Origin of the sequence: Geoglobus ahangari, from assembly GCF_001006045.1 — an archaeon.
Classification (GTDB): Archaea; Halobacteriota; Archaeoglobi; order Archaeoglobales; family Archaeoglobaceae; genus Geoglobus; species Geoglobus ahangari.
In genome coordinates this window covers 116,392-139,596 of the sequence record NZ_CP011267.1, presented here as the reverse complement: position 1 = coordinate 139,596, position 23,205 = coordinate 116,392, and the positions used below count along the sequence as shown (strand labels likewise).

Below are 23,205 nucleotides of genomic sequence, written 5' to 3'. Positions count from 1 at the left end.
GCTTCTCTCCACTCGAAGCAGTGGCGAAGTGTGATGTTTGCGGTAAAGATGAGCTGCTCCCCTACAGGTGCAGTTATTGCGGAGGCACGTTCTGTGCTGACCACAGGCTCCCCGAGAAGCACGGCTGTGAGGGGCTTTACGACATACCCGTGAAGGTCAAGAGGGACATAGGTGTGGAAAGGTGGAGGGAAAGCAGGAGGCAGTACGGGGTGGAGTATTACGACCCCGCGCTTAAGAGAAGAAATCCTCTCGAGGCTTACGGTTACAACAACGTAATTCTTGCCATTATAACCGTAATGTTTGCCGTGTCAATCATCTACCGCCCGGTTTTCGGCCTGCTTGCCCTCTACCCACACGACTTCTACCTCCGCCCCTGGCAGCTTGTCACCAGCATCTTCATGCACGGCTCCTTCGACCACTACCTTGTCAACGCGATAGTCCTGCTGTTCTTCGGCAGCGAGCTTGAGAGGAGAGTGGGTGGGAGGAACTACCTGAAGATCTTTCTGCTGTCCGGGATTGCTGGGAATGTGATGTACATCGCGTTCTCCTACGCAACCGGCTCATTCGCACCTGCCGTTGGAGCGTCGGGTGCGATATACGGGATAATGGGAACCCTCGCCATAATCGCGCCCGAGATCAGGGTGCTGCTGTTCTTCTTCATACCCCTCAGCATAAGAATGGCGGTCGTGCTCTTTGCAGCATACGACCTGCTCATGACGCCCTTCTCCATCTTCACTGGCGTCGCACATGTTGCTCACCTTGGAGGACTTGCGGTTGGCATATACTTCGGTGAGAGGTTCAGGGCACTGCGGAGGAGGTACTATTGAAGGCGTGGATTGAGAAGGAGAGACTTCACGGGGAGGTCGTGGACTGCCTCACCATTATCCTTCCCACCCGGGGCTGTGCATGGGACTCCTGCCACATGTGCAGCTACACGCTCGACTCCAGAAGAGATGCGAGTCAGGAGGAGGTGTACAGGAGCTTCCTCAAGGCCCTTGAGAGGGGCAGGGGTGAGGTGCTGAAGATATTCACCTCCGGTAGCTTCTTCGACGACAGGGAGGTGTCAGGGGAAACGAGGATGAGGATCTACGAGAAAGCCTTGGAAGAAGGGTACAGGAAACTCGTTGTGGAGAGCAGACCCGAGTTCGTCAGGGAAGAGATCGTGGAGGAGATAGAGGAAGCGGGGATTGAGGTAGAGGTCGGAATAGGTCTGGAGACGTCCAGCGACGAGTATAGAAGCTTGTTGATAAACAAGGGCTTCACGTTTCAGGACTTCGTTAGAGTGAGCGAGATGCTGAGGCGCGTTGCGAGAGTTAAGGCTTACCTGCTGATGAAACCACCCCTGCTGACTGAGGGGGAAGCGATCGAGGACGTTCTGAGGTCTATCAGGGATGTTAAGGGGCATGCGGACATCGTCTCCCTAAACCTCATGACCGTGCACAGGAAGACCCTCGTTGAGAGGCTGTGGCAGAGAGGAGCATACAGGCCGCCCTGGCTCTGGAGCGCGGTTGAGGTTTTGAAGAACGCTGACATGGAGATCGTGTGCGATCCTGTGGCGGGAGGAAAGAGCAGGGGACCGCACAACTGCTTTAAGTGCGATGAGAGGGTGGTGGAGGAAATAAGGCGCTTCTCCCTCACACAGGACAAAGGGGTGTTTGAGACCGAGTGCGAGTGCAGAGAGAGGTGGGAGCTGAGCCTTGAGGCTGAAAGACTCACAGACATTTTCCTTTTTCCGTGAACGCCAAAAGTCTTAAATATCTCATTTCGGAAACTTGCAATGTGAGAATCGAAAACGGAACAGAGGGTTTCTCTGGAGCCGAAAGCGTACCTCTCGACGTAAACAAGCTCTTGGTGCCAAAGAAGGTCTTCTTTACCTCAGGCGTTGGCAGGCACGAGGATGCGCTGGTCAGCTTCGAGCTCGCGCTGAGAGATGCGGGCATCGAGAGGTTCAACCTCGTGACCGTCAGCAGCATCTTCCCGCCCCAGTGCGAGGTAATCGGGATAGAGGACGGTCTCAGGGAGCTCTATCCGGGGCAGATCGTCTTCTGCGTGATGTCGAGGGAGACCAGCGATGCGGAGGGCGAGAGGATCTACGCCAGCATAGGCGCAGCCATCCCGGAGGATCCATCCTTGCACGGCTACCTCACCGAGTATCATGGCATTTACAGGGGGGAAGACGTGGGCAGGAAGGCTGAGGAGAGCGCAGCGTACATGCTTGAGACAGCCTTCGGAATAAAGCCTGCGAGAACCTTCAACGTAACGAGGGTGGCTGAGGTCAGGGAGACGACAACGGTCGTCTCAGCAGCTGTTTTCGTCTTTTAAATCCCTTTCGTAGTATCCGAAGTTCAGCTCCTCGTCCTGCACGTAGTTCTTCTTCAGCTTAAGCGCTATCTCTGCCTTCTTCAGCTCCCTCCCGAGGTACCCTGCATGATCGAGCCTGCTGACCAGCCCCATTCTGAGAACGGTGTCTATGATCTCCTTCGCGGTTTTTCCGTGAACGCATGCTTTCTCATGGCTGCACACTATCCTGTCTCCCGAGATCCATATCCTGAAGTCTCCCAGCGGGTCTCTGTGGAACTCTTTACTCTCCACGGCCTTCTGGCAGTTCTCAGGCACCTCCGCTTCAGGAAAGCGCACCTTCTCTTTAAGGACGAGCAGGCTCATTCCGAGGTCCTTTGGCGGAGTCCCCTTCAGCCTCGCTCCCTTCACCATGTAGCTCGCTATCCTCAGCTCCCTGATCGACCCCCTCGTCTTCGGGCTCGCCTCGGTTGTGAACAGCAGGCTCGCTCCTACCTCTTCGGCTATAAGGGCAAGGAGGGCGTTCACACCAATTGAGTCGGCGTCAAAGAGCTCGGTCACGTTGCCAGCTCCGAAGAGCACCGGGGTTCGCGGGTCTCTTCTCCTGAACTCCGCATACCTTAGAACTGAGGGGACGAAACCGTCCATGTCGAGCACTGGATCGGCAATGACCTTCTCGGTCTTCGTTCTGACAAGATCCACGAGCCATGAGAGTCTCTCAACGTTCCTCTCCACCACCACAACAGCCTGACCCTCGATGTGGTCGAGGGCTCTGATGTTCTTCTCCGAGATGCTCATGACCATGTCCACCCCGCTCTCAACCGCCGTCCTTATTGCTCTGGGGGAGAAGGTGTCGACGCTCACAGCATCGCAGCAATCCTTCGCCACCTTGACGACCCTCCTGACGTCCTCGACAGAAAAGCTCAGGGGAACTCCGAGATCTACTATGTCCGCCCCGCTTTCGAGGTAGTACTCTATCCTGCCGGCGAGCTGATCCCTGTCGAGCTCCGTCGCATCCACTACTTCTGCAACAACCTTCATCCTGCTCGTTCCACCAATCTCAACCCCGTTTATGTCGAAAACACCTTTCTCAACGCTCTCGACAAGCTCAACGAGCTCCCTCTCCCTGTTCATATCTATGAGCCTGTCGGCCGGCACCTCGTGGGACAGCTCAACCGAGCCAATTCTCTCCATGACCTTCGGAATGTCGTACGCGTGAATTGGGCCGAGTCTGACCTTCGTGCCCGTCCTCCTCTCCAGCTCCCTCCACCTCCCCTTTGCGAGCCCCGGGACGAGGACGAGGTCGTATCTCGAGATGTCCACGCTGCTGAGGTGTTTTTCTGTGATGAAGGCAGCAACATCAACGTCTGCGACGTGAACATCACAGCCAGCAGAATTGGCCTTCACGATGCCCTCCGCGAGCCTTCCGGTGACGAGGAGGACCTTCATAAAGTTTATTTTCTCCGCAAATCAAAAAACCTTCCCATGTTCAGGGCCGAGCTTCACGTTCACTCTACATACAGCGACGGGCTGGATGGAGTTGAGAAAATCGTCATGAGGGCCGTGGAGCTCGGCCTCTCGTGCATATCAATAACGGATCACGACACCGTTCAGGGAAGCTTGGCTGCCATGGACTTCGTGAGGGACGAGCACCTTGGCATCACCGTGATTCCCGGAGTGGAGGTTACGACGAGGGACGGCCACCTCCTCGTGTTCTTTGTGGAAGACGAGATTGACAGGGGGATGAGTCTGGTCGAGACTGTGGAGGAGGTGAGGAGGAAGGGCGGGCTGTGCGCGGTCTCGCACCCATTTCAGGTTGAGAGGAAGGGGGTATTCAGGCCGAACCTTTTCAGGTACGTGGACGCGGTTGAGGTTTTCAACGCGAAGTACATAACAGGATTCTTCAATCGCCTGGCGAGGAGGTATGCCGAGAGGTACGGGAAGGCGATGATAGCCGGGAGTGATGCCCACAGCTCGAAGGAGGTCGGTTATGGAGTAACCTACTTCCCTGAAAACCTTAGAAAAGACATTCTGAGCAGGAGAACGGAAGCCGGCGGGAGGAGGATTCCGATAAGCAGAAGAGTCTCCTACCTTCTCGGAAAGCTTCAGTGAGGGTAATCTCTCATTATCCCCTCCAGCAGGGGGCAGGAGGAACACTCCTGTTTGAACTTGCACTCCATGCTCGGGTCGTGCAGGCAGACCATTGCAGAATCTATCTCAATTAAACATTATAAGCTTTTTCACCACGGCACGTCCTTCAGCCTCAGCAGGTAGGCTATCACGTTTATGAGCTTGTGCAGTAGGGGTGTGAGGATCAGGGCTATCACTATGACCTCTGCGGTGTAGAGGGAGGAGAAGTACTCGTGGAAACTTGCGAACACGATCGCCACGACAAGGAAGTCGAGCTGGTCGAGGAGAGGTGCCTTGCCACCCCTCTCTATGCCCAGCCTCCTCTTGATGAAGCTGCCGAGCAGGTCTCCGGTGAGGGATCCGAGGGAGAGCAGGAGGAAGAGGGTGAGGGCGGAGCTGAGGGGCATGGTGGTAAAGAATTCCAACCCCGCGATCTGCTCGATCTTGTACTGTGCGAGCCCCGTAATAAGCCCACCAAAAAGGCCGCCGAAAAAACCCCTGAAGGTTTTACCGTCACCCAAAATACGTTTACCGTCAACAAAATTTTTCCCGAGATCTATGGGTTTTCCGCCTCCAAAGATTACCGCAAAGTTGTTGGGAGTGTATGCAGGGAGAAAAAGCCAGATGGTTTTAATTAACGTCCAGAGCATAATCCGCAGATACGAAACGTTGATATATCGTTTTCGATAAATTGACTAAGATAATATTGGAGGTGGTAACGTGAACGGCCAGATCGATTATCAAACCAAGTCACTGTGTCCGGAATGTCTCAAGGTCATTCCTGCTCGCGTTTACGAGGAAAACGGAAAGGTGATGATCAGCAAGCGTTGTGATGAACACGGGGAGTTTGTAGACGTTTACTGGGGAGATGCGGAGATGTTCCGCAAGGCCATGAGGTACGCCCACGATGGGCACGGCCTTGCGACACCCATAGTTGAGGAGTCCAACTGCCCGTTCACATGCGGCCTGTGCTCGAACCACAAGAGCCACACAGCACTTCTAAACCTCGTCCTCACCAACCGCTGCGACCTGGCATGCTGGTACTGCTTCTTCTACGCGAAGCGCTCCGGGTATGTGTACGAGCCAACGCTCGAGCAGATTGTGGAGATGGTTAGAACAGCGAAGAACATGAAGCCAATCGGAGCGAACGCTGTGCAGCTCACGGGTGGAGAGCCAACTCTCAGAGACGATCTCGTGGACATAATCAGGGCGATAAAGGCTGAAGGGATAGACCACGTTCAGCTGAACACCAACGGAATAAGGCTCGCCCACGATCCCGACCTCGCGCTGAAGGTTAGGGAGGCTGGGGTGAACACAATCTACCTGTCCTTCGACGGTGTTGATGAGAAGACCAACCCCAAAAACCACCACGAGGTTCCAAAGGTTCTCGAGAACTGCAGGAGAGCGGAGCTTGGAATAGTCCTCGTTCCGACGGTGATCAAGGGCGTGAACGACCACCAGCTCGGAGACATCATTAGGTTCGCTTTCCAGAACATAGACATAGTCAGGGGTGTGAACTTCCAGCCGGTGAGCATAACCGGGAGCGTTCCGAGGAAGGAGAGGGAGCAGATAAGGATCACCATCCCGGATGCAATAAAGAGGATAGAGGAGCAGACGAACGGAGAGATCTCGAGGGAGGATTTCTACCCGGTTCCGAGCGTTTCCCCGATCTCCCACTTTGTCGAGGCCATAACGGGCAGACCGCAGTACGAGCTCACCACCCACTTCGCGTGCGGAATGGCTACCTACGTGTTCAAGATGAACGGAAAGATGGTTCCGATCACAAGGTTCGTGGACGTGGACGGGTTCTTTGAGTACCTGAACGAGAAGGCTGAGGAGATCTCCAAGAGCAGGATAAAGACCGTTCGGGCATTAAAGGGCATAGTTGACCTCAGGAAGTTTGTGGACAACGAGAAGGCGCCCTTCGACATAAGCAGGATACTGTTCGACATCCTCGTGAGGCACGACTACTCGACCCTCGGCCAGTTCCACGTGAATGCTCTCTTCATAGGCATGATGCACTTCATGGACCTCTACAACTACGACATATCGAGGGTAGAGAGGTGCGAGATACACTATGCATCCCCTGACGGGAGGATAATACCCTTCTGCACGTTCAACGTAATTCCCGAGATCTACAGGGACAGGATTCAGGCGAAGTACGGCATCCCGATAGAGGAGTGGGAGAAGAAGACGGGCAGGAAGCTCAAGGACGACATCGTCAGGGTGGTGAGAAAGGCGACATGAGGGCATTCTTCATAGGCAGGTTCCAGCCATACCACCTCGGCCACCACGAGGTGCTCAGGGAGATCTTCTCCGAGGTGGAGGAGGTCGTGATCGGCATTGGGAGCGCTCAGGAAAGCCACACCATCGAGAACCCGTTCACCGCAGGAGAAAGGGTGATGATGGTTGACAGGGCAGTCGGAGAGCTCATGGCCGAGGTGGGGGAGAGGAAGGTGTACATCATACCCCTCGAGGACGTCTACAGGAACAGCCTATGGGTCAGCCATGTGGTGTCCATGACCCCCTACTTCAATGTGGTGTACAGCAACAACCCCCTCGTCATAAGGCTGTTTAGGGAAGCGGGCTTTGAGGTGAGGAAGACCAAGCTGTTCAACAGGGTGAGCTATCAGGGGACTGAGATAAGGAGGAGGATGATCTGCGGGGAGAGGTGGGAGGACCTCGTGCCAAGGCCGGTCGTGGAGGTAATCGAGGGGATAGACGGGGTGAAGAGGCTGAGAGACATTGCGGGAACCGACGTTTGAGAGGGTTTTCGTTAAGTGGAAGCGGAACTTCGTCGCAGAGCTTGAGAATGGCGTTATCGTCAGGGCCTACTTCACCGACGGAGTTGTTGAGGAAAAGGTAGAAACGGAAACCGCGGAGATTCTGAAGGAGAGGCTGACCGACTACTTTTCAGCAAAGCCCGTCGACTTCAGCGAGTTCAGGGTCGTCTACCCGACAAGGTTTGCGGAGCGGGTTTTGAGGGAAGTGAGAAAGATACCCTACGGAGCGGTGGAGACGTACTCATCCCTCGCAGGAAGGCTCTCCACCTCTCCCAGGGCTGTTGGCGTGGCATTGAGGATGAACCTCGTCCCGGTAATCGTCCCCTGCCACCGGGTTGTGGCGAAGGGTGGGCTGGGCGGCTTCTCCTCGGGAGTTGAGGTGAAGAAGCTTTTGCTCGAGATGGAGTCAAAAGTTTCGCAGGAAACTTTATAATACCTGCCGGCCTCGTCTTTCAGTGGACGTTCTCAAGCAGCTTTTTCTCCTAAACAAGAACCTCAGGAGGATCGTGGAGAGGAGACTGGAGGGCAGGCTGACGTTTCTCGAGTTCAAGTTCCTCAGACTGATATTCTCCGGCAGGAAGTCGCAGAAGGAGCTTGTTGAGCTAACGGGAATGACGAAAGGCACGGTCTCCAAGGTTCTCTCGTCGCTCGAGGAGAGGGGGCTGATCGTGAGGGTAAGGAAGGGCAAGGGCTTCGAGGTCGAGGTCACGGAGAGCGGTAGGAGGCTCATGGAGGAGTTTGACACCCTGACGGATGAGATCCAGAGAATCCTCCTCAGGGGCTTCAGCGAGGAGGAGGTCAGGGTGATCGAGGATCTGTTCCGCAGAATGGTGAGGAATCTGGAGGAAGAGGATGGATCGGAGAACTGAGGGCGTGAGGGTTCTTACCGGAGAGCCGGAGAAGGCGGTAGTTAGGTTGTCCATACCCATAATGATCAGCAACCTTGTTTTCACGCTCTACAACTTCGCTGACGGAGTCTGGGTTGCCGGGCTTGGAGCTGAGTCGCTCTCTGCGATAGGCCTGTTCATGCCCCTGTTCTTCATGTTTGTCTCCCTGTCACTCGGCCTTGGCATCGGAACGAGCTCGGCCATCGCGAGGAAGATAGGTGCAGGGGACAAGAGGGGGGCGGACAACGTCGCAACCCACTCCCTCGTCATCGCCGCCATGCTCTCGATCGTGATCCTCTCGACGTACTTCAGGCTCGAGCAGATCCTCGCCCTGCTCGGGGCAAGCGGAAAGGTGCTGGAGGAGGCTCTGACCTACGGGAGGATTGTCGTGGCGGGCTCCATGTTCATAGTCTTCAACAACGTCGCCGTTGGGATACTGAACGGGGAGGGCAATACCAAGAGATCAATGTACGCCAACGTTGCCGGCTCGCTGCTGAACATAGCCCTTGACCCGGTTCTCATCTACGTCGCAGGGCTCGGAATTGCGGGTGCGGCATATGCAAGCGTCCTCTCCATGGTTTTCTCCTCACTCCTCATCGTTTACTGGATGTTCTACAACTCCAAGACTTATGTCAGGGTGTCGTTCAGAGAATTCAGCCCGAGCAGGCAGATAGTCTTCGACATACTGCGTGTGGGCCTCCCTTCTGCGTTTTCCATGCTCACCATGTCCTTTTCCCTGATATTCATAAACGCCATGATCGTCAGGGTGAGCAGCGCTGATGGCATCGCGGTCTTCACGAGCGCCTGGAGGGTGGTTCACTTCGGCTTCATCCCGATGTTCGGGCTGTCGGGTGCTGGCACTGCCGTGATGGGTGCCGCTTTCGGCGCGAGAAACATCGAGAAGCTCGAGAGGGCATACAGGTATGCGATAAAGGTGGCGGTGATCATAGAGGCCGTGCTGGTCGTCCTGTTTATCTCCCTTGCAGGCTACCTCGCGATGTTCTTCACTTACAGCGAGGCATCTGCCAGAATCTACGGCATGCTCGTCGAGACCCTCAGAATCCTTCCAGTCTTCCTCGTCTTCGCACCTCTCGGAATTCTGACGGTGTCGCTGTTTCAGGGGATAGGCAGGGGTGAGAATGCATTTGCCATCACCGTGCTCAGGACGATAGTCTTCCAGCTGAGCTTCGCGTACATTTTCGCTTTCCTGCTCGGGCTCGGGTTTGACGGCATAGTCTATGGAGTCGTGCTGGGCAACATCCTCGCCTCAAGCGTTGCGTTCCTCTGGGGGAGGAGCGTGATCGGGAAGCTTAAGAGGGAGTGCTGCTGACCAAAACTGTTATCAATTTCCGTAACAAGCTCTGAGGGTGTGCCTGTCTCAGAGGGAAAGGGAGTTCATTCAGGACTGGCTGAGGTATGTTGATGGGGAGATGAGCCTGACGGAGTTTGTGGAGAAGTGGAGGAGCGAGGGAAGGGACTGGAAGGTTTACATGCGCGTTCTGAGGCACAGGATCAACAGGAAGTACCAGAGGATGCTCTCCGACCTGATACTCATGAAGAGGTTTCTCGAGCTCGACTACCACCCGTGACAAGCTTGGCCACGAAGAAGCCCGAGCACCTGTGGATGTGGGGGTAAAACCGCTTGGCCTTCTCCAGCTCGGGGCTTAGCTCCACGTCACCGACCCTTGTCATCGCAGGCTCTCCGTACTCCACCTCCTCGAGCCTGACATCGTGCTTCCTGAGCACCTCATCTATAACCAGCTCGTTCTCCTCTGGCGTGAGCGAGCACGTGGAGTAGACAAGAACCCCTCCCGGCTTCAGGCTCCTCAGCGCCGACTCGAGCATTTTCCTTTGAAGGGTGGAGCAGAACCTTATGTCCTCAGCCCCCCTTGAGGTCTTCCTTGCAGGGTCTTTGTGGATTATCCCCTCCCCCGTGCACGGGGCGTCGAGGAGAATCCTGTCCGCTTTTATGCCGGTCCTCCAGAACTCGGCGGAGTTCATGTGGATCACCGCGGTGTTCAGAACGCCCATCCTGTGGATGTTGTCGACGAGCGGCTGGATCCTTTCCCTGTTGCCCTCTATGGCAATTATCCTTCCGGTGTTGTTCATCAGCTGGGCGAGCATGGTCGTCTTTCCCCCGGGAGATGCGGCGAAGTCCACAACCGTCTCCCCCTCCTCTGGCTTCAGGGCAAGCGGTGGCACGCATGAGCTCTTGTCCATCACGTAGTAGTAGCCGAGCAGGTATTCTGGCGTAGCTCCAACGCTGTACGGCTCCTCCACGATCTCGTAGCAGAACCTGACCTCAGTCTCTCTCAGCCTGAACCCCCTCCTCTCGAGCCTTGAAAGTAGCTTACTCTCATCGCACTTCAGGGTGTTGACCCTGATGTACTTGGGAACCTCTTCCATCGCCCTTACGAGCCTCTCGGTCTCCTCTCTGCCAAAGAACCTCTCCCACCTTCTTATGATGAACTCGTCGTAGCCGTACCTTTCCGCAAGCTTTCTCGAAAAAGGGGTTGAGGGAAAATCGAAAATCATCATCTGTCGAAGAACGGGTTCTTGCCAGTCACGGCGATCGGAATGCCCATGACGACATCCGACTTCGCCAGCCCGAGCTCCTTGGCTGCAGCACCAATCCTGTACATGACCCTGCTGTCTGCTCCAAGAACAGATCCGAGCTTTACGGCAGAGCCTATTGCGATGCCCAGGTCTATGAGCTTGAACGCGCAGTTGGGCCCCACGAAGTCCTTCCCTTTCTTCCTCTCAGCCTTCTCGAACTCCTTGCAGTTCTTGAACCCGCACGCTCCGCATCCAACCCTTATCGGGTTTTTGCCGTAGACTCCCACCAAGAGAACAGCGTCGGCCTTCTTGACGCTCTCTCCATCCCTTACAAAGTTCGCGTCTCTGTTCGGCTCCTCTGCCATCTTCACCATTTTCTCGGCGAGCCTGTCCTTCTCCTCACCCTCAACGAGCACGATCTCCACGTCGTCCTCTCCCCTCGACTTGGGGGCGGTCTGGGCCGTAAGGGCCATAAGCTTCGCCGAGAGGGAGGCGACCTTTTTCCTTAGGTTCTCGTCCAGCATAGGTACCACCTCACATGCTTCCAAGAAGGAAGGCCAGTAGCCCTACGGACAGGGCGAGCATCGTCCTCTTCCTCAGCCTTCCGATTTCCTCTTTTCCGACCCCCTTTAAAAGCTTGCGGGATGTTGAGAGCAGGAGGTAATCTGTCACAGACACCGGAAGTATGTACTTCAGATCCCTGTATTCGGGGATCACGAGAACCAGCATGCTCGCAATCACCGCCAGAATGAAGAGCAGGGCCGAAATCCTGCTGGCCACCCCCACCCCATAGGTTCTCGCGACCGTCTTGACATCCCTCAGCGCATCCCCCTCGACATCCTCTATCCCCTTCATGATCTCCCGCGCAAGTCCCGAGAGGAAGGCTATGAGCGACAGAACCACAACCTCGGTGTTAACTCTGCCAGCAACAATCGCGCCGAAGAGGAAGGGGGCTGCCATGGAAAATGCGATGTAAACGTTTCCGGCCACTCCGTACTCTTTCAGCTTCACGTCGTACAGGTAGCCGAAGAGCGTTATGGCGAGGGCGAGGGCGAACGCGAGGGGTGAGATGTAGAGGGCGAAGAGAAACCCCGGGAATGCGAACGCGACAGCTATCCACAGCGCCTCTCTCCTGCTCAGGTCCCCTCTGACCAGAGGGCGGTCAAAGCGTTTGTTTGCCCTGTCCACCTCATAGTCGTAGTAGTCGTTCAGCGCGAAGGCCGAGGCCTGCAGGAAGAGGGCGGTGAGAAAGCCGAAAACTGAAAGTCTGAGGTCAAAGTACCCGAGGGATATGAAAACTCCAGCGACAACCCCGAGACCGTATATAAGGCCGTGTTCGAGCCTCGTTACCTCCCAGACGGCCTTCAGCTTTTTCATGGTATCGTCGAGAGGTACGCGTCAATCCCCTTCTCGTAGATCACGTTCCCCACGATTATCGTGTCCGCGTACTTCAGCATCTCTCTCGCCTTCTCTCCGCTGTCTATCCCTCCTCCGTAGAAGAGCCTGGCTTTCCTGAGCACTCCGCTTATCTCCCTGACAACCTCCGGATCTCCGTACGTTCCGCTGTACTCGACGTATATCACGGGCAGGTTCAGCATCTCCTCTCCAACAAAAGCGTAGCTCGCAGCCTCTCTCGCAGAGATCCTGCACTTCGCCCTCGTCACCCTTCCGACTGCCGAGTTCTCGTTCAGCACTATGTACCCCTCAAGGATCACCTTGCTATTGAGCATCTCCCTGAAGCTCTCCAGCCTGCTGTAGTGCATCTCAACCCAGCTGGCGTGCTTTCCGGTGATCCACTCTCCGTCCTCAGAGTTCAGGACGAGAGGGACGAATATGTAGTCCGCCTCGTAAACAACGTTCGACGGATCGGAGGGCTCGAGAATCGTGGGAAGGCCGTAGTCCCGAATCTCATCAAAGAGCCTCTTGGCCTTCTCGAAGGTCACGTTCTGAGTCCCGGAAACCATCACCGCATCAGTTCCGCTCTCCGCAACAGCCTTTATGAGCTCCGGAGGGTTATCTCTATCCGGATCGAGCTTGGTTATGTGCCTCAGTCTCTCCAGCATCCAGTCTGAGAGGGGAAGATGAAAATAAAAATGTTTCCGGCTAAATGTACTCCTCCCTCGATTTGATGGTGAACTCCTTTATCAGGAATCCCTCGGTTATCATGTACCCTATCTTGTTGGTCAGCTGCTGCAGAGCCGAGTGCTCCACCTCGAACACGTACCTGTCGGGATGCTCCTCGACCCTCTTTATGCTGACGAGAACGTCGTACAGGCTCTTCTGGTAGGTGGTGGTCGCCTGGTCGGCTATGTCTATCAGGCAGAAGTTGATCAGCGTCACATCGTCGGGTATGAGGTCGAAGAGTATCGAGAGGTTCATAACCCCCTCCTGTCCATAAAAGAACACGAAAGTTGGGAACCCGAAAATGACCATTATCTTGTCTCCCTTCTCGTTGATCAGCCTTCTGAGCTTTTCGAGAACGATTTTGGATGGGACAACATCTCTGTCCTTGTGGACGAATATCTCCCGTATTTCGATGTCGCACTCGATTCCAAACTGCTCCCTTATTATCTTGAACAGCCTCCTGTCCTTTCTCGTGAGGAACACCAGAATTATCTCATCTCTCCCGAACTTCGGTATTATGTGGTTCAGTGTGAGCATGACGGGTATGACGGGGTTGTCCACCTTCACCAGCGTCCTGAATCCCTTGAGGGACGAGAAGAACTCTCCAAGTGTGGAGATGCCGTTATTCATCAATTACATCTTCTGCGTGCAAATGTAAAAATGTTTTTGTTATCTCTTGTTTCTTGGCATGCAGATTATCTCCCTTATCTCCATGTTGAAGAACGTATTCATGTGGGCTGGCCTGAGGATGACGGCGGTATCTGCCCCCCTGCTCCTCCCTCCTATCGTCACGACCTCCTCTATGGGTATGGCTCCGCTGTCTGCCGCCATTATGGCTATCTCAACGCACACCTTCAGCCCGTGCCCGAACAAAGCTCTCAGAGCTTCGGCAATCGCCTCGACCCTGCTCGCCCCTCCGAGCTTCCTGCTCATGCTCCTCTCCACACCGCTGAGCATGTGACTCTGCCTGACTATCTTGACCTCATTCTCCCTCAGAAACCTCTCGGTCTCCTCGTCCATACTGTTCTTTCCTTCCTCGTAAAATCCGGTGTGGTATGTGACGCAGACCAGATTCAGGTCCCTGCCCCTCGCATGCTCGAGAACCTTCCTCGCGGTGTAGCCTGTGGACGAGGCGAAGACTATGTACCTTATTCCCCTCTCCACAGCCCTCTCAACCGCAAGCCTGACCGCATCGTCTGTATTCTCCTTCCCGGGCTTCTCGAAGTAGTAAATCCTCTCCTCCATCATACTCTCACCATGAGCGCTATAGCGAGAAGCATGAGCACGATTGAAAGGATGAGAGCGTAAACCGCGTATTTGGAATCCCCGAAGACTATGGGTATCGGGCCTATGAGCACGACCCCTCCGCCTTTGACCTCTACCTTTTTCTCATCCTCCCCCCATTCCCTCTCTACCGATTCCCTTTCATACAGATCCTCGAACTCCGGCTCCCTCTCCCACATTTCTCTTTCCGGGAAGCTGTGGTGGGCTCTGCTCTCCTCAGTCAGTCCTTTGATCAGCAGGTAGATCCCGAGAACCACCATCGCCACGGCTATGTACTCGAGCACCCTACCACCTCGCCGAGAGCGTGAGGATTACGAGCATCGCAGCGATGAGCAGGATCGCGACCATGAGTCCAGCGCTGTTTCCGACGAGTATCGGGAAGGGGCCGATCATGATGATTCCCGCAAACTCTACGTTATCTGCCGGGATCTGGGAGAGTGAGTACAGCATGAGACCGAGAACTATCAGTGCAATGCCAGAGAAGACCTTGACGGGGTTCATGTAAAAAAGTTGGAGTCAGGGTTTAAGAATTTCGTCACTCTGGTACGTGAAGTTCGAGCCCGTGAATGCGTGCATCAGGAACTTGTAGTTCCTGGTGTCTGGCTTTCCGTCGGAGAACGCGTCTCCGTGGGTCACGTTCACTATCTCTCCCACGAAGAAGATGTGGTCTCCCGTCTCCACCTCATTGACGACCCTGCACTCCAGATTGGCCTGACACTCCTTAATGGAAGGAGCCTTCACCTTCTGGGACTCAACGAATGTCACGCTCATTTTGTCTGCCTTCCTCTCCTTAGCCCCGCTCACCGTGCCTGCGACCCACACGTCCTTCAGAAGCTCCACTGTCGGCACGGCTATCACGAAGTCCTTCTGCTCCTCTATGAGCTTCCTCGTGTGCCTCGTCTTTCCAATCGCGACACCGAGCATCGGTGGGTTGAAGCTCAGCGGAACGACCCAGTCAGCTGTCATGGGGTTGGGGTTTTCGATCGTTCCGGCGACAACGAGATAAGTCCTGAGGGGATAGAGATATCCGAGCATGTTTCTAACTTGAAAATCGGTGAATTTATGGCTTTCGGAGTTCTGAAGGTGCAGGGAGCGGAATTCACCTACACAAAATTTTTAAAACCACATGTTTATTGTGGAACGCATGAGCGACAGGGTCATCACGATCAACGTTGGCAAAAAGGGGATTAACGATAACCTGATCAGGGAAATCAACACCATTCTGGAGAAGAGGGGAATGGTAAAGGTCAGGATGCTGAGGAACTTCAGGAACATAACCATGGGCGGGGCTGACAGGAAAACCCTCGCCATGGAGATCGCGGAGAAGGTTAACGGTGAGCTTGTTGATTTTAGGGGTTTTGTTCTGACTTTCAAGAGGTGTTGACGGATGGCGACGGTGTATGATGTGCCCGCTAACATGCTGATTGAGAGGGTCGCGGAGAGGCTCAAGGAGATGGAGGAATTCAAGCCACCTGCGTGGGCGAGCTACGTGAAGACTGGAGTGCACAAGGAGAGGAGCCCGGAGCATGAGGACTGGTGGTACTACAGGGTCGCGGCGGTGTTCAGGAAGGTTTACGTGAACGGGCCCGTGGGCATCGAGAGGCTCAGGACAGCATACGGTGGAAGGAAGAACAGAGGAGTGAAGCCGGAGAAGTTCAGGAAGGGAAGCGGCTCAATCATAAGGAAGGCTCTCCAGCAGCTCGAGAAGGCAGGCTTCGTAGCGAGAACGGAAGAGGGCAGGGTCGTAACTCCTCAGGGCAGGTCTTTCTTGGACAAGGTGGCCGCTGAGATAAAGAAGGAGCTGGAGAAGGAGATTCCGGCCCTCGCAAAGTACTGAAAAACTTTTTTATCTTCAAAACGAATTCCAGTGAGGTGAGTGTTCATGGACGACTTAGAGGAAATAAGGAGAAGGAAGCTCATGGAACTTCAGGCACAGAGGCAGAAGGAGCTTGAGGAGCTCGCGAGACAGGAGGAGATGGCCAGGAAGATCCAGGAGCAGAAGAAGGCAATTTTGAGGGTTATCCTTGAGCCTGAGGCGAGGGAGAGGCTCACGAGAATCAGGCTTGCTCATCCCGAGGTTGCTGAGGCTGTTGAGAATCAGCTCATAGCCCTTGCCCAGTCGGGCAGGCTGAGGAGCAAGATAAGTGACGAGATGCTCAAGGAGATTTTGAGGAGGGCCATGCCCCAGAAGAGGGAGACAAAAATCATCAGGAAGTAGGTGGTTTAGATGGGGAAGAAGACGGTTGGTGTTAAGAGGAGGCTCGCGAAGTTCTACAAGCAGAACAGGAGAGCCCCGATCTGGGTAACGCTGAAGACGAACAGGAGGGTGATTTACAGCCCCAAGAGGAGGCACTGGAGAGCGAGGAAGCTGAAGGTGTGAGGTGTTGGCCATGGCGAAGGTTGAGGTTGAGAGGGTGTATACGATAGGTCTCAGGCAGAAGATGAAGAAGTATCCCAGATGGCTCAGGGCGAAGAAAGCCGTGAAGTACGTTAGAAACTTCCTCAGCAGGCACATGAAGACAGAGCCGGAAAACGTGAGGATAGATGCGAGCATAAACGAGAAAATCTGGGAGAGGGGCGGAAAGAAGGTTCCGGCCAGAATAAGGGTTAGAGCTGTCAAGTTCGACGACGGAATAGTTGAGGCTGAACTCGTAGAGTGACATGCCGGAAACCGCAGCGATTCACGGCAACCCGCTGGTTGGACTCTACGTCAGAGCGAGCGAGGATCTGGCGGTGATTGGGGTTAGGGACGAGAAGGTCGAGGGACTCATAGCTGAAGAGCTGGAGGTTGAGGTGACGAGGACTACAATATGCGGGTCAGAGCTTGTGGGCGTGATGATGGCAATGAACTCCAAGGGCGCGGTCGTGAGCAAGAACATCCTGAGAAAGGAGCTTGAGGCCTTGGAAAGGAAGGTTGATGTCCTCGTGCTGGACACAGAGATAACGTGCATGGGCAACGTCATAGCTCTGAACGACAGGGGGGCGATAGTCCACCCGGAGCTCGACCGGAGGCTTATGGACAGGATCTCGGACTTTCTGGACGTTGAGGTCGTTCAGGGAACCATAGGCGGGATTAAGACGGTCGGCATGTCTGCTGTGGTCACGAACAGGGGTGCGCTCGTCAATCCGAACGCAAACGACTGGGAGATGAAGAGGATTGAGGAGGTGCTTGGAGTCGAGCCGGTCAAGGGTACGGTCAACTTCGGCAGCGAGATGGTTGGAACCGGCGTAGTGGCAAACTCCAAGGGTTATGTTGCTGGTAGAGACACGACGGGATTTGAGCTGGGTGTGATTGAGGAGGCTCTCGGGTTTTTGTGAGGTGGTGGTGATGAGGTTCGAGGTTAGCGGGAAGTTCAGGAACGGGATGGTCTGGATGCCCTTCAGGAAGGTTGTGGAGGCTCACAACGAGAAGTTTGCCGTGGAGAAGGTTTACTCCCTCATCGGCAGCAACCACAAGGTGAAGAGAAACCTTATTAAAATCGAGAGTGTAAGGGTCAGTGAATGACGGAGATTGAGAGGGCCATTCAGGAGAGGCTCATTTTTCTCGAGGAGCTGAGGAAGGAGGCAGAGGGAATACAGGCCAGAATAGTTGAAGTGCAGATGCTAAAGGACGAGCTCGACAGAACCATAGAGAGCCTTGAGTTCTTCGAGAAAGCTGAAGGAGACGTGGAGGCGCTGCTGAACCTTGGTGGCGGGGTTTTTGCCTACGTTGATGTGAAGAACAGCAAGAAAATGCTCGTGGACGTCGGAGCTGGCGTTGTGGTGGAGAAGGAGGTTAAGGAGGCCATAGAGACGCTGAGGAACAAGAAGCAGAATGTGGAGGATACTGAGAAGAAGCTCAGGGAACTTCTCACCCAGATAGCCGGTCAGATGGAGAAGCTCCAAAGAGAGATCTCGGAGCTGGCGAAGTCTGCTGGCAAGGAGTAGCATGTTCAGGGCGATTAAGGAAAAGCTGTCTGCCTTCAGGAAGAAGGTCGATCAGGAAGCTGAGGAAGAGCTTAAGGAAGAGGCAAGGGAAGAGCAGGGAGTGCAGGCTGCGGAGACTGAGGAGAGGAAGGCTCCCGATGTTAAGGAGAAGCTCACCTCCCTCATCCTCAAGAGGGAGGTCGTGATTGATGATTCAAAGCTCGACAAGATTCTGCCCGAGCTCGAGATGATTCTTCTGGAGAGCGACGTGGCCTTTGATGTTGTTGACAGGATCTCCGAGGAGCTCAGGAGCAGGCTGAGGGGAAGGAGGAAGAAGATAGGCGAGAGCCTATCCGACGTCGTTCTCGAGGAGCTGAAGAACGTCCTTAAAGACATTCTTAATCAGAACGCATTTGACTTCGACGAGTGGGCAGAGAGGAAGCTTGAGGAGAAGAGACCTGTGGTGATACTCTTCGTGGGCGTGAACGGGACTGGAAAGACCACGACGATTGCGAAGGTTGCCAGAAGGCTGATGAACTCCGGCCACTCAGTCGTTCTCGCAGCTGGAGACACATTCAGGGCCGGGGCGATAGAGCAGCTTGAGGAGCATGCCAACAGGCTTGGGGTCAAGATGATCAAGCACAGGCAGGGCAGCGATCCTGCTGCGGTGATCTTCGACGCCATAAAGCATGCGGAGAGCAAGGGCATAGACTTCGTGCTTGCAGACACTGCCGGAAGGATGCACACGAAGAAGAACCTGATCGACCAGCTCGAGAAGATAAAGAGGGTTACCAAGCCTGATCTCATAATCTTCGTGGACGAGAGCATAGCTGGCAACGATGCGATAGAGAGGGCGGAGATGTTCAACGAGGCGGTGGGCATAGATGGCACAATACTCACAAAGCTCGACGCAGACCCTAAGGGTGGCACGGCAATCTCGATAGCCTACGTCACCTCGAGGCCCATACTGTTTCTGGGCGTCGGGCAGGAGTATGATGATCTGATCAAGTTCGATGCTGACTGGCTGATAGAGAGGATTTTTGGATAGGTTTCTCGTGTTTTGCGTTTTTAGGACTCTTCGTGCAAGGCTATTTGAATAAAGACTTCAAAATCTGCTTTCAGTTGCTTGATCCCTTCCCGAACTGCATCTCGTAGAGCCTTGCAACCCTCTCTATGGTGTCCGCCTCCTCAACGCTCTTGTCGTCTCTCAGCCTCACAAACCTCGGGAATCTGAGCGCGTAGCCGCTCTCGTACTTGGGACTCTTCTGTATCTCCTGATAGGCGACCTCGAAAACGTACTTGGGTCGGAAGACGATCTTCTTCCCCTCCTGGTACTCTATCTCTGGCTTGAACAGCTCCGTCAGCTCCTCCAGATCCTCGTCCGTGAATCCCGTCGCCACCTTGCCAACCCTGAGCAGGTTTCCGTACTCGTCAAGGCAGGCGAGCTCGAAGGAGCTTATCAGGTTACTCCTCTTGCCCTCTCCCCACTCTCCTCCAACGACCACGAGGTCAAGGGTTTCCATGGTCGCCTTGAACTTCAGCCAGTTCTTCCCCCTCTTTCCGGGAATGTATCTGGAGTCGAGGTTCTTCAGCATAACTCCCTCGTGTCCTGCCTTTATCGCCTCGTCGAATATCCTCCTTATCTCATCTGGATCTCTCGTAACGGTCTGATTCGCCACCCTCAGCGTGTCGCTTTCCTTCACCGCAGACACAAGCCTCTCCCTTCTCTCCCTCAGCGGCAGGTCTATGATCTCCTCTCCGTCGTACATTATGTCGTATAAGTAGACCTTGAGCGGAATTTTCTCGACCATCTTCGACACGTCGTGCTTCCTCCTGAACCTCCTGAGCACGTGCTGGAACGGCATGGGTCTGCCGTCCCTCACGGCTATGACCTCTCCGTCCAGAATCACGCCCTCCCTGACGTTCCTCTTGATCTCCTCCACGATCTCCGGCAGAGCGTTTGTGACGTTCTCGAGCCTTCTCGAGTATATTGTGACCTTCCCGTCGGCATAGTGAACCTGAACCCTGCTCCCGTCAAACTTCCACTCCACCGCGAGGTGAGGTATCTCCCTCACAGCCTCCTCCAGACTCTCCGCGACCTGAGCGAGCATCATCTTCACCGGGACGTGTGGCGTGATCTTGAGGGAGAGCAATGCATCCCTTCCACCCCTCTTCGCCTCCACCGCAACCCTGCCATAGTCGTTGGTGACCATGTACGCCCTCTCCACGATTTCGCTCTCTATTCCGAATGCCCTTGCGATCGCATCTCTAATTATTCCCTCACCGACGCCCAGCCTCATCTCCTTCAGAATGAGCCTTGTCAGGTACCTCGCTTCGATGGGTGTGCAGGAGATGTAGAGTTCGGAGAGGAGGATGATCTTCTTCTTCTGGCTTCCCTCTCCGGTAAGGCTGCTCATTTCGTCGAAGACCTCTCTGAGCTTCCTTATGGTGAGTTCCTCCGAGAAGAGGGACGTCTGGGTCTTTCTCTTCACTACCTCCTCGGCGGCAAGCCCCATGTCACCCTTCTCCCTCACGAGGTTCTCGATTGTCCGCCTGTCAACTCCGGTCGAAATTCTAAGGGCCTCGTAAACAAGCCCTATCCCAACCCCGAGATCCCTCTCGCTCCACTCGGGGTAGACCCTGCCCATCAGGAAGAGAATCGTGTTGTAAAGGTCATCGTCATCCTCAATCTTCTTTATGAACGCGGAAATTCTCGCGGTCTTCTCGAGGGTTGAGGAGATCTTCTCCACAACGCTGCACAGCTCGACAAACTCTGAGAACGTGAGCATACTAATACTTGGGGGCGGGAGTATATTACAGTTTATCCTCTCCTTGCACAATGCTCCTTTTCATCTCCCTGAGCATAGAGGGCATGTCTATCTCCATCGGGCACACCTCCATGCACTTCCCGCACAGCGTTGAGAGGAAGACGTTTTCCGGGATCTGAGCAGTTATGGCGCTCCACACCATCCCCATGGGGCCGCCGTAGACATCGCCGCCCCATATGTTGCCGGCGAGCTGGAAAACCGGGCACTCAAGCTGGCACCTACCGCACTTGACGCACGACAGCTGCTCCCTGAACCTCGCCTCACTCCTGCCGTTGTCAATGAGGATCACGTGCATCTCCTGCCCCTCGATCCTCTCGTTCACGTTTATGTAGGCGGGAGGGAAGGTTCCGAAAAAGGCGGACTGCACGAACACGGACTTGAGGCACAGCTCATCGTTCGGCAGTATCTTGTCTATGCTCACGAGGGCGATGTACGTCTTCGGCAGGGTCGTGGAGAGCCTGATGTTTCCCTCATTCTCTATAAGGAATATCCTGCCCGATTCAGCGGAAAAGGCGTTGCACCCCGAAATCCCGACATCCGCTTTCAGGAACTTCTCCCTCATGAACCTCCTGACACCCTCGGCAAGCTCCTCAGCGCTTTTGCCGGTAACCCCTATTTTCTTCAGAATCTCGGCAACCTCTCCCTCGGAGTAGTGCAGGGCTGGAATGACCATGTGCATCGGCTTCTCGTTGGCGAGCTGGACTATGAGCTCCCCCAGATCCGTCTCCCAGACCTCGTTTCCGAGCCTCTCGAGGTGCTCCCTCAGGTGTATCTCCTCAGAGACCATGGACTTGGCCTTGACCACCACCTTCCCGCTGCCCACGATCTCTCCCGCAATCTCCCTCGCCCTCCTCGCATTTCTGGCAAAGTGCACCTCCACACCCCTGCTCTCGAGCACATCCCTCGCCCTACTCATCCATTGGCTGTAATTTTCGGCAACGCCGAGCCTCGCCTCCCTGACCTCCCTTGCGTAGTCGAGCAGGTAGGGGTGCTCCTGCACGTTCCTCTCCACGGCGCTGCTAAGGTTTCTGAGCGATCTGAGGATCCCCTCCCTTATCGACTCTCTTTTGATAGCCTCCTCGACCCTCATTCTCCCACCTCGATTATCACCGTCACTCTCCTCGGCCCGTGCATCCCGAAGACGAGCTTTCCCTCGATGTCCGCGGTCTTTGACGGGCTGCTGGTCGCAAAAACGTGGTTCGACCTCGCTCTCGCGTGAGCGTACGCTGAGAGCACATCTTCCATGATGTCCTCAGCCCTCAGAACTATTACGTGGTACTCTGCCAGCGCGCTCTGCCTCTTATCCTCAACCCCTCCGAGGAAAATCACCCCTGTCTTCTCGTCCGCGCTCAGTGCGTGGCTCACATATGCGTCTCTGAACTTTTCAAGAACCTCGTTCGCATCCCTGACGACCAGAACGTCCGCGCCGTTTCTCCTCAGCACCTCAGCAATCCTCATCTCCAATCACCGTCGCCAGATCAACGACCTCTCCTCCGGCCCTCCTCAGGTTCACCATGCAGATCGGGCATGCGGTGACCACCACTCCTCCCTCAAGCTCGCTCAGCCTGAGCTTTGCGATCTCCTTCGACACCGAGGGTGAGATGGCCTCTATCGGACCTCCGCAGCAGTTGGTCATTCTCCCAGAGTATTTCGGCTCGGTGAATTCTACTCCGGCATCTCTCAGGAGCCTTCTGATCTCGTCGGATATCTCTAGATACCTGCCGTAGTAGCAGGGGTCGTGCACAACCACCTCTGTCTTGTTGCCCTTCTTTCTGGGCCTTACGAGCTCGATGTAGCTTGAGACCTCGAACTCAGCTCCGGTGTACTCCGGGTAAAGAACCTTCAGGGCGTAGCTCGTGTGGGGGTCGGCGGTGACGATCCTCTCGACCCCAGCGCTTTCAAGGGTTTTAGCGACCTTCCTCGCATGCCTTTCGAAGCCCTCATCGTCTCCAAAGTCGTAGAGCAGGATTCCTGTGTAGGCGTCGAGCTCCGGGAGGTAGAACACCTCAACTCCCGACTTGAGCAGGAGGGAGTGGATGCACCTGAGGATTCTGTCCGCCTCTCTCCTCCTCTCCTCGGGGGTGGTTCTGCTGAGGATTCCGAATGGCAGGGGGAGGTTCTTGGACAGCCCGAGCAACCTCTGAAGCCCGGAGTTCTCGACCTTCTCGAGGTAGCTGACGATTGACTCAATGTAGGGGGAGAGCTGGTACATCATCCCCGTGAAGAACAGCCACTCCCCATCCTTCTTCACTTCAGTGTCACTCCACCATGTGTTTATCTTCGAGTTCTCGACCCCTATGGGGTTGCCGCTCCTCTCAATGTTGCTCGACAGCATTTCGACGAGAAACCGCGGGTCTATCATTCAGACACCCCTGCTCCAAACTAAAAGTTGAAATAGTCGTATAAATA

The 23,205-nt window shown here is 55.0% G+C and carries 34 protein-coding genes; 19 read left to right on the top strand and 15 right to left on the bottom strand.

Translation table 11 applies throughout. The annotated features are described in order from the left end of the window. Positions 1 to 20 precede the first annotated feature (20 nt). From GAH_RS00865 to GAH_RS00855, 3 genes are all read left to right on the top strand, one after another. On the top strand, positions 21 to 827 hold the full coding sequence (locus tag GAH_RS00865) for a rhomboid family intramembrane serine protease (protein ID WP_048094260.1): 807 nt from the start codon (positions 21 to 23) through the stop codon (positions 825 to 827). After that, positions 824 to 1,738 (top strand): archaeosine biosynthesis radical SAM protein RaSEA, encoded by a 915-nt coding sequence (locus GAH_RS00860; protein ID WP_048094259.1) that lies wholly within the window; start codon positions 824 to 826, stop codon positions 1,736 to 1,738. The genes GAH_RS00865 and GAH_RS00860 overlap by 4 nt, the downstream gene beginning before the upstream one ends. A 110-nt stretch (positions 1,739 to 1,848) precedes the next feature. Continuing rightward, positions 1,849 to 2,322, top strand: coding sequence for a pyruvoyl-dependent arginine decarboxylase (locus GAH_RS00855; protein WP_048096608.1), 474 nt, complete (start codon positions 1,849 to 1,851; stop codon positions 2,320 to 2,322). Here GAH_RS00855 and GAH_RS00850 read toward each other — a convergent pair. After that, a complete protein-coding gene (locus GAH_RS00850; RefSeq protein WP_048094258.1) occupies positions 2,299 to 3,747 on the bottom strand; it encodes a dihydropteroate synthase-like protein in 1,449 nt (482 codons plus the stop codon). The two genes, GAH_RS00855 and GAH_RS00850, sit on opposite strands and share 24 nt — an antisense overlap. 36 nt (positions 3,748 to 3,783) lie before the next feature. Between GAH_RS00850 and GAH_RS00845 the strand changes: the two genes are divergently transcribed. Then, complete coding sequence (locus tag GAH_RS00845) at positions 3,784 to 4,410, top strand: PHP domain-containing protein (RefSeq protein WP_048094257.1); 627 nt, start codon at positions 3,784 to 3,786, stop codon at positions 4,408 to 4,410. Between the two features lie 128 nt (positions 4,411 to 4,538). Here the strand turns inward: GAH_RS00845 and GAH_RS00840 are convergent, their stop codons facing one another. After that, on the bottom strand, positions 4,539 to 5,078 hold the full coding sequence (locus GAH_RS00840; protein WP_048094256.1) for a CDP-2,3-bis-(O-geranylgeranyl)-sn-glycerol synthase: 540 nt from the start codon (positions 5,076 to 5,078) through the stop codon (positions 4,539 to 4,541). A 70-nt stretch (positions 5,079 to 5,148) separates the two neighbouring features. Between GAH_RS00840 and tes the strand changes: the two genes are divergently transcribed. Genes tes through GAH_RS00810 form a run of 6 tightly spaced genes read left to right on the top strand, consistent with a single transcriptional unit; the run spans position 5,149 to position 9,687 of the window. Then, complete coding sequence (gene tes, locus GAH_RS00835; RefSeq protein ID WP_245604033.1) at positions 5,149 to 6,675, top strand: tetraether lipid synthase Tes; 1,527 nt, start codon at positions 5,149 to 5,151, stop codon at positions 6,673 to 6,675. Then, positions 6,672 to 7,193, top strand: a complete 522-nt coding sequence (locus GAH_RS00830) for a nicotinamide-nucleotide adenylyltransferase (RefSeq protein WP_048094254.1) — start codon at positions 6,672 to 6,674, stop codon at positions 7,191 to 7,193. Before tes ends, GAH_RS00830 begins: the two co-directional genes overlap by 4 nt. Then, the gene (locus tag GAH_RS00825) at positions 7,174 to 7,644 is read left to right on the top strand and encodes a methylated-DNA--[protein]-cysteine S-methyltransferase (protein ID WP_048094253.1); all 471 of its coding nucleotides are present in this window, start codon (positions 7,174 to 7,176) and stop codon (positions 7,642 to 7,644) included. The genes GAH_RS00830 and GAH_RS00825 overlap by 20 nt, the downstream gene beginning before the upstream one ends. 22 nt (positions 7,645 to 7,666) lie before the next feature. Next, positions 7,667 to 8,080, top strand: a complete 414-nt coding sequence (locus tag GAH_RS00820; RefSeq protein ID WP_048094252.1) for a MarR family winged helix-turn-helix transcriptional regulator — start codon at positions 7,667 to 7,669, stop codon at positions 8,078 to 8,080. Then, the gene (locus tag GAH_RS00815) at positions 8,064 to 9,428 is read left to right on the top strand and encodes an MATE family efflux transporter (protein WP_048094251.1); all 1,365 of its coding nucleotides are present in this window, start codon (positions 8,064 to 8,066) and stop codon (positions 9,426 to 9,428) included. Before GAH_RS00820 ends, GAH_RS00815 begins: the two co-directional genes overlap by 17 nt. Positions 9,429 to 9,465: 37 nt before the next feature. Beyond that, positions 9,466 to 9,687, top strand: a complete 222-nt coding sequence (locus GAH_RS00810) for a hypothetical protein (protein ID WP_048094250.1) — start codon at positions 9,466 to 9,468, stop codon at positions 9,685 to 9,687. Here the strand turns inward: GAH_RS00810 and GAH_RS00805 are convergent. The 9 genes from GAH_RS00805 to GAH_RS00765 are packed head-to-tail and all read right to left on the bottom strand — an operon-like array spanning position 9,650 to position 15,097. Further along, complete coding sequence (locus tag GAH_RS00805; protein ID WP_048094249.1) at positions 9,650 to 10,636, bottom strand: NOL1/NOP2/sun family putative RNA methylase; 987 nt, start codon at positions 10,634 to 10,636, stop codon at positions 9,650 to 9,652. The genes GAH_RS00810 and GAH_RS00805 overlap by 38 nt on opposite strands. After that, entirely contained in the window at positions 10,633 to 11,178 is a 546-nt protein-coding gene (locus GAH_RS00800) for a ferredoxin domain-containing protein (protein ID WP_048094248.1), read from the bottom strand. The genes GAH_RS00805 and GAH_RS00800 overlap by 4 nt, the downstream gene beginning before the upstream one ends. Before the next feature lie 10 nt (positions 11,179 to 11,188). Further along, positions 11,189 to 12,031 carry a UbiA family prenyltransferase gene (locus GAH_RS00795; RefSeq protein WP_048094247.1) on the bottom strand — a complete coding sequence of 281 codons (843 nt, stop codon included), beginning with the start codon at positions 12,029 to 12,031 and terminating at the stop codon, positions 11,189 to 11,191. Next, the gene (locus GAH_RS00790; protein ID WP_048094246.1) at positions 12,028 to 12,717 is read right to left on the bottom strand and encodes a phosphoglycerol geranylgeranyltransferase; all 690 of its coding nucleotides are present in this window, start codon (positions 12,715 to 12,717) and stop codon (positions 12,028 to 12,030) included. The genes GAH_RS00795 and GAH_RS00790 overlap by 4 nt, the downstream gene beginning before the upstream one ends. Before the next feature lie 40 nt (positions 12,718 to 12,757). Beyond that, positions 12,758 to 13,408 carry a hypothetical protein gene (locus GAH_RS00785; RefSeq protein ID WP_048094245.1) on the bottom strand — a complete coding sequence of 217 codons (651 nt, stop codon included), beginning with the start codon at positions 13,406 to 13,408 and terminating at the stop codon, positions 12,758 to 12,760. Between the two features lie 39 nt (positions 13,409 to 13,447). Further along, the gene (locus GAH_RS00780; protein ID WP_394298888.1) at positions 13,448 to 14,023 is read right to left on the bottom strand and encodes a pyruvate kinase alpha/beta domain-containing protein; all 576 of its coding nucleotides are present in this window, start codon (positions 14,021 to 14,023) and stop codon (positions 13,448 to 13,450) included. Further along, the gene (locus tag GAH_RS10245) at positions 14,023 to 14,346 is read right to left on the bottom strand and encodes a TIGR00304 family membrane protein (protein WP_052747702.1); all 324 of its coding nucleotides are present in this window, start codon (positions 14,344 to 14,346) and stop codon (positions 14,023 to 14,025) included. Before GAH_RS10245 ends, GAH_RS00780 begins: the two co-directional genes overlap by 1 nt. Position 14,347: 1 nt before the next feature. After that, positions 14,348 to 14,563 (bottom strand): TIGR00304 family membrane protein, encoded by a 216-nt coding sequence (locus tag GAH_RS00770; RefSeq protein ID WP_048094243.1) that lies wholly within the window; start codon positions 14,561 to 14,563, stop codon positions 14,348 to 14,350. Between the two features lie 15 nt (positions 14,564 to 14,578). After that, positions 14,579 to 15,097, bottom strand: a complete 519-nt coding sequence (locus GAH_RS00765; protein ID WP_048094242.1) for a flavin reductase family protein — start codon at positions 15,095 to 15,097, stop codon at positions 14,579 to 14,581. Between the two features lie 109 nt (positions 15,098 to 15,206). Between GAH_RS00765 and GAH_RS00760 the strand changes: the two genes are divergently transcribed. From GAH_RS00760 to ftsY, 9 genes are read left to right on the top strand one after another with little or no spacing between them, the layout of a single operon-like run. Continuing rightward, complete coding sequence (locus tag GAH_RS00760) at positions 15,207 to 15,446, top strand: YhbY family RNA-binding protein (RefSeq protein ID WP_048094241.1); 240 nt, start codon at positions 15,207 to 15,209, stop codon at positions 15,444 to 15,446. 3 nt (positions 15,447 to 15,449) lie between these two features. Beyond that, complete coding sequence (locus GAH_RS00755; RefSeq protein WP_048094240.1) at positions 15,450 to 15,899, top strand: 30S ribosomal protein S19e; 450 nt, start codon at positions 15,450 to 15,452, stop codon at positions 15,897 to 15,899. A gap of 45 nt (positions 15,900 to 15,944) precedes the next feature. Continuing rightward, positions 15,945 to 16,280: a DNA-binding protein gene (locus GAH_RS00750; RefSeq protein WP_048094239.1), complete on the top strand. Its 336-nt coding sequence runs from the start codon at positions 15,945 to 15,947 to the stop codon at positions 16,278 to 16,280. A gap of 9 nt (positions 16,281 to 16,289) precedes the next feature. Then, positions 16,290 to 16,442: a 50S ribosomal protein L39e gene (locus GAH_RS00745; protein WP_048094238.1), complete on the top strand. Its 153-nt coding sequence runs from the start codon at positions 16,290 to 16,292 to the stop codon at positions 16,440 to 16,442. Positions 16,443 to 16,452: 10 nt separating this feature from the next. Further along, a complete protein-coding gene (locus GAH_RS00740; protein WP_048094237.1) occupies positions 16,453 to 16,722 on the top strand; it encodes a 50S ribosomal protein L31e in 270 nt (89 codons plus the stop codon). 1 nt (position 16,723) lies between these two features. Further along, positions 16,724 to 17,380, top strand: a complete 657-nt coding sequence (locus GAH_RS00735; RefSeq protein ID WP_048094236.1) for a translation initiation factor IF-6 — start codon at positions 16,724 to 16,726, stop codon at positions 17,378 to 17,380. Positions 17,381 to 17,390: 10 nt separating this feature from the next. Beyond that, complete coding sequence (gene rpl18a, locus GAH_RS00730; RefSeq protein WP_048096606.1) at positions 17,391 to 17,567, top strand: 50S ribosomal protein L18Ae; 177 nt, start codon at positions 17,391 to 17,393, stop codon at positions 17,565 to 17,567. Continuing rightward, complete coding sequence (pfdA, locus tag GAH_RS00725; RefSeq protein ID WP_048094235.1) at positions 17,564 to 17,989, top strand: prefoldin subunit alpha; 426 nt, start codon at positions 17,564 to 17,566, stop codon at positions 17,987 to 17,989. Before rpl18a ends, pfdA begins: the two co-directional genes overlap by 4 nt. A gap of 1 nt (position 17,990) precedes the next feature. Beyond that, positions 17,991 to 19,016, top strand: a complete 1,026-nt coding sequence (gene ftsY, locus GAH_RS00720; RefSeq protein WP_048094234.1) for a signal recognition particle-docking protein FtsY — start codon at positions 17,991 to 17,993, stop codon at positions 19,014 to 19,016. A 70-nt stretch (positions 19,017 to 19,086) separates the two neighbouring features. Here ftsY and GAH_RS00715 read toward each other — a convergent pair whose 3' ends face one another. Genes GAH_RS00715 through GAH_RS00700 form a run of 4 tightly spaced genes read right to left on the bottom strand, consistent with a single transcriptional unit; the run spans position 19,087 to position 23,158 of the window. Beyond that, a complete protein-coding gene (locus tag GAH_RS00715; RefSeq protein WP_048094233.1) occupies positions 19,087 to 20,757 on the bottom strand; it encodes an ATP-dependent DNA ligase in 1,671 nt (556 codons plus the stop codon). 25 nt (positions 20,758 to 20,782) lie between these two features. Next, the gene (locus tag GAH_RS00710) at positions 20,783 to 21,886 is read right to left on the bottom strand and encodes a LutB/LldF family L-lactate oxidation iron-sulfur protein (RefSeq protein ID WP_052747701.1); all 1,104 of its coding nucleotides are present in this window, start codon (positions 21,884 to 21,886) and stop codon (positions 20,783 to 20,785) included. Beyond that, the gene (locus tag GAH_RS00705; protein WP_048094232.1) at positions 21,883 to 22,254 is read right to left on the bottom strand and encodes an LUD domain-containing protein; all 372 of its coding nucleotides are present in this window, start codon (positions 22,252 to 22,254) and stop codon (positions 21,883 to 21,885) included. Before GAH_RS00705 ends, GAH_RS00710 begins: the two co-directional genes overlap by 4 nt. Continuing rightward, positions 22,241 to 23,158 carry a (Fe-S)-binding protein gene (locus tag GAH_RS00700; protein WP_048094231.1) on the bottom strand — a complete coding sequence of 306 codons (918 nt, stop codon included), beginning with the start codon at positions 23,156 to 23,158 and terminating at the stop codon, positions 22,241 to 22,243. Before GAH_RS00700 ends, GAH_RS00705 begins: the two co-directional genes overlap by 14 nt. Positions 23,159 to 23,205: the final 47 nt, after the last annotated feature.

Bases quoted from the DNA above. Each gene is read 5' to 3' on its own strand.
- GAH_RS00850 (WP_048094258.1), bottom strand. From the start codon at position 3,747: ATGAAGGTCCTCCTCGTCACCGGAAGGCTCGCGGAGGGCATCGTGAAG.
- GAH_RS00845 (WP_048094257.1), top strand. From the start codon at position 3,784: ATGTTCAGGGCCGAGCTTCACGTTCACTCTACATACAGCGACGGGCTG.
- GAH_RS00840 (WP_048094256.1), bottom strand. From the start codon at position 5,078: ATGCTCTGGACGTTAATTAAAACCATCTGGCTTTTTCTCCCTGCATAC.
- GAH_RS00830 (WP_048094254.1), top strand. From the start codon at position 6,672: ATGAGGGCATTCTTCATAGGCAGGTTCCAGCCATACCACCTCGGCCAC.
- GAH_RS00815 (WP_048094251.1), top strand. From the start codon at position 8,064: ATGGATCGGAGAACTGAGGGCGTGAGGGTTCTTACCGGAGAGCCGGAG.
- GAH_RS00805 (WP_048094249.1), bottom strand. From the start codon at position 10,636: ATGATGATTTTCGATTTTCCCTCAACCCCTTTTTCGAGAAAGCTTGCG.
- GAH_RS00800 (WP_048094248.1), bottom strand. From the start codon at position 11,178: ATGCTGGACGAGAACCTAAGGAAAAAGGTCGCCTCCCTCTCGGCGAAG.
- GAH_RS00795 (WP_048094247.1), bottom strand. From the start codon at position 12,031: ATGAAAAAGCTGAAGGCCGTCTGGGAGGTAACGAGGCTCGAACACGGC.
- GAH_RS00790 (WP_048094246.1), bottom strand. From the start codon at position 12,717: ATGCTGGAGAGACTGAGGCACATAACCAAGCTCGATCCGGATAGAGAT.
- GAH_RS00785 (WP_048094245.1), bottom strand. From the start codon at position 13,408: ATGAATAACGGCATCTCCACACTTGGAGAGTTCTTCTCGTCCCTCAAG.
- GAH_RS00780 (WP_394298888.1), bottom strand. From the start codon at position 14,023: ATGGAGGAGAGGATTTACTACTTCGAGAAGCCCGGGAAGGAGAATACA.
- GAH_RS00770 (WP_048094243.1), bottom strand. From the start codon at position 14,563: ATGAACCCCGTCAAGGTCTTCTCTGGCATTGCACTGATAGTTCTCGGT.
- GAH_RS00765 (WP_048094242.1), bottom strand. From the start codon at position 15,097: ATGCTCGGATATCTCTATCCCCTCAGGACTTATCTCGTTGTCGCCGGA.
- GAH_RS00760 (WP_048094241.1), top strand. From the start codon at position 15,207: ATGAGCGACAGGGTCATCACGATCAACGTTGGCAAAAAGGGGATTAAC.
- GAH_RS00755 (WP_048094240.1), top strand. From the start codon at position 15,450: ATGGCGACGGTGTATGATGTGCCCGCTAACATGCTGATTGAGAGGGTC.
- GAH_RS00750 (WP_048094239.1), top strand. From the start codon at position 15,945: ATGGACGACTTAGAGGAAATAAGGAGAAGGAAGCTCATGGAACTTCAG.
- GAH_RS00745 (WP_048094238.1), top strand. From the start codon at position 16,290: ATGGGGAAGAAGACGGTTGGTGTTAAGAGGAGGCTCGCGAAGTTCTAC.
- GAH_RS00740 (WP_048094237.1), top strand. From the start codon at position 16,453: ATGGCGAAGGTTGAGGTTGAGAGGGTGTATACGATAGGTCTCAGGCAG.
- GAH_RS00735 (WP_048094236.1), top strand. From the start codon at position 16,724: ATGCCGGAAACCGCAGCGATTCACGGCAACCCGCTGGTTGGACTCTAC.
- rpl18a (WP_048096606.1), top strand. From the start codon at position 17,391: ATGAGGTTCGAGGTTAGCGGGAAGTTCAGGAACGGGATGGTCTGGATG.
- pfdA (WP_048094235.1), top strand. From the start codon at position 17,564: ATGACGGAGATTGAGAGGGCCATTCAGGAGAGGCTCATTTTTCTCGAG.
- ftsY (WP_048094234.1), top strand. From the start codon at position 17,991: ATGTTCAGGGCGATTAAGGAAAAGCTGTCTGCCTTCAGGAAGAAGGTC.
- GAH_RS00715 (WP_048094233.1), bottom strand. From the start codon at position 20,757: ATGCTCACGTTCTCAGAGTTTGTCGAGCTGTGCAGCGTTGTGGAGAAG.
- GAH_RS00710 (WP_052747701.1), bottom strand. From the start codon at position 21,886: ATGAGGGTCGAGGAGGCTATCAAAAGAGAGTCGATAAGGGAGGGGATC.
- GAH_RS00705 (WP_048094232.1), bottom strand. From the start codon at position 22,254: ATGAGGATTGCTGAGGTGCTGAGGAGAAACGGCGCGGACGTTCTGGTC.
- GAH_RS00700 (WP_048094231.1), bottom strand. From the start codon at position 23,158: ATGATAGACCCGCGGTTTCTCGTCGAAATGCTGTCGAGCAACATTGAG.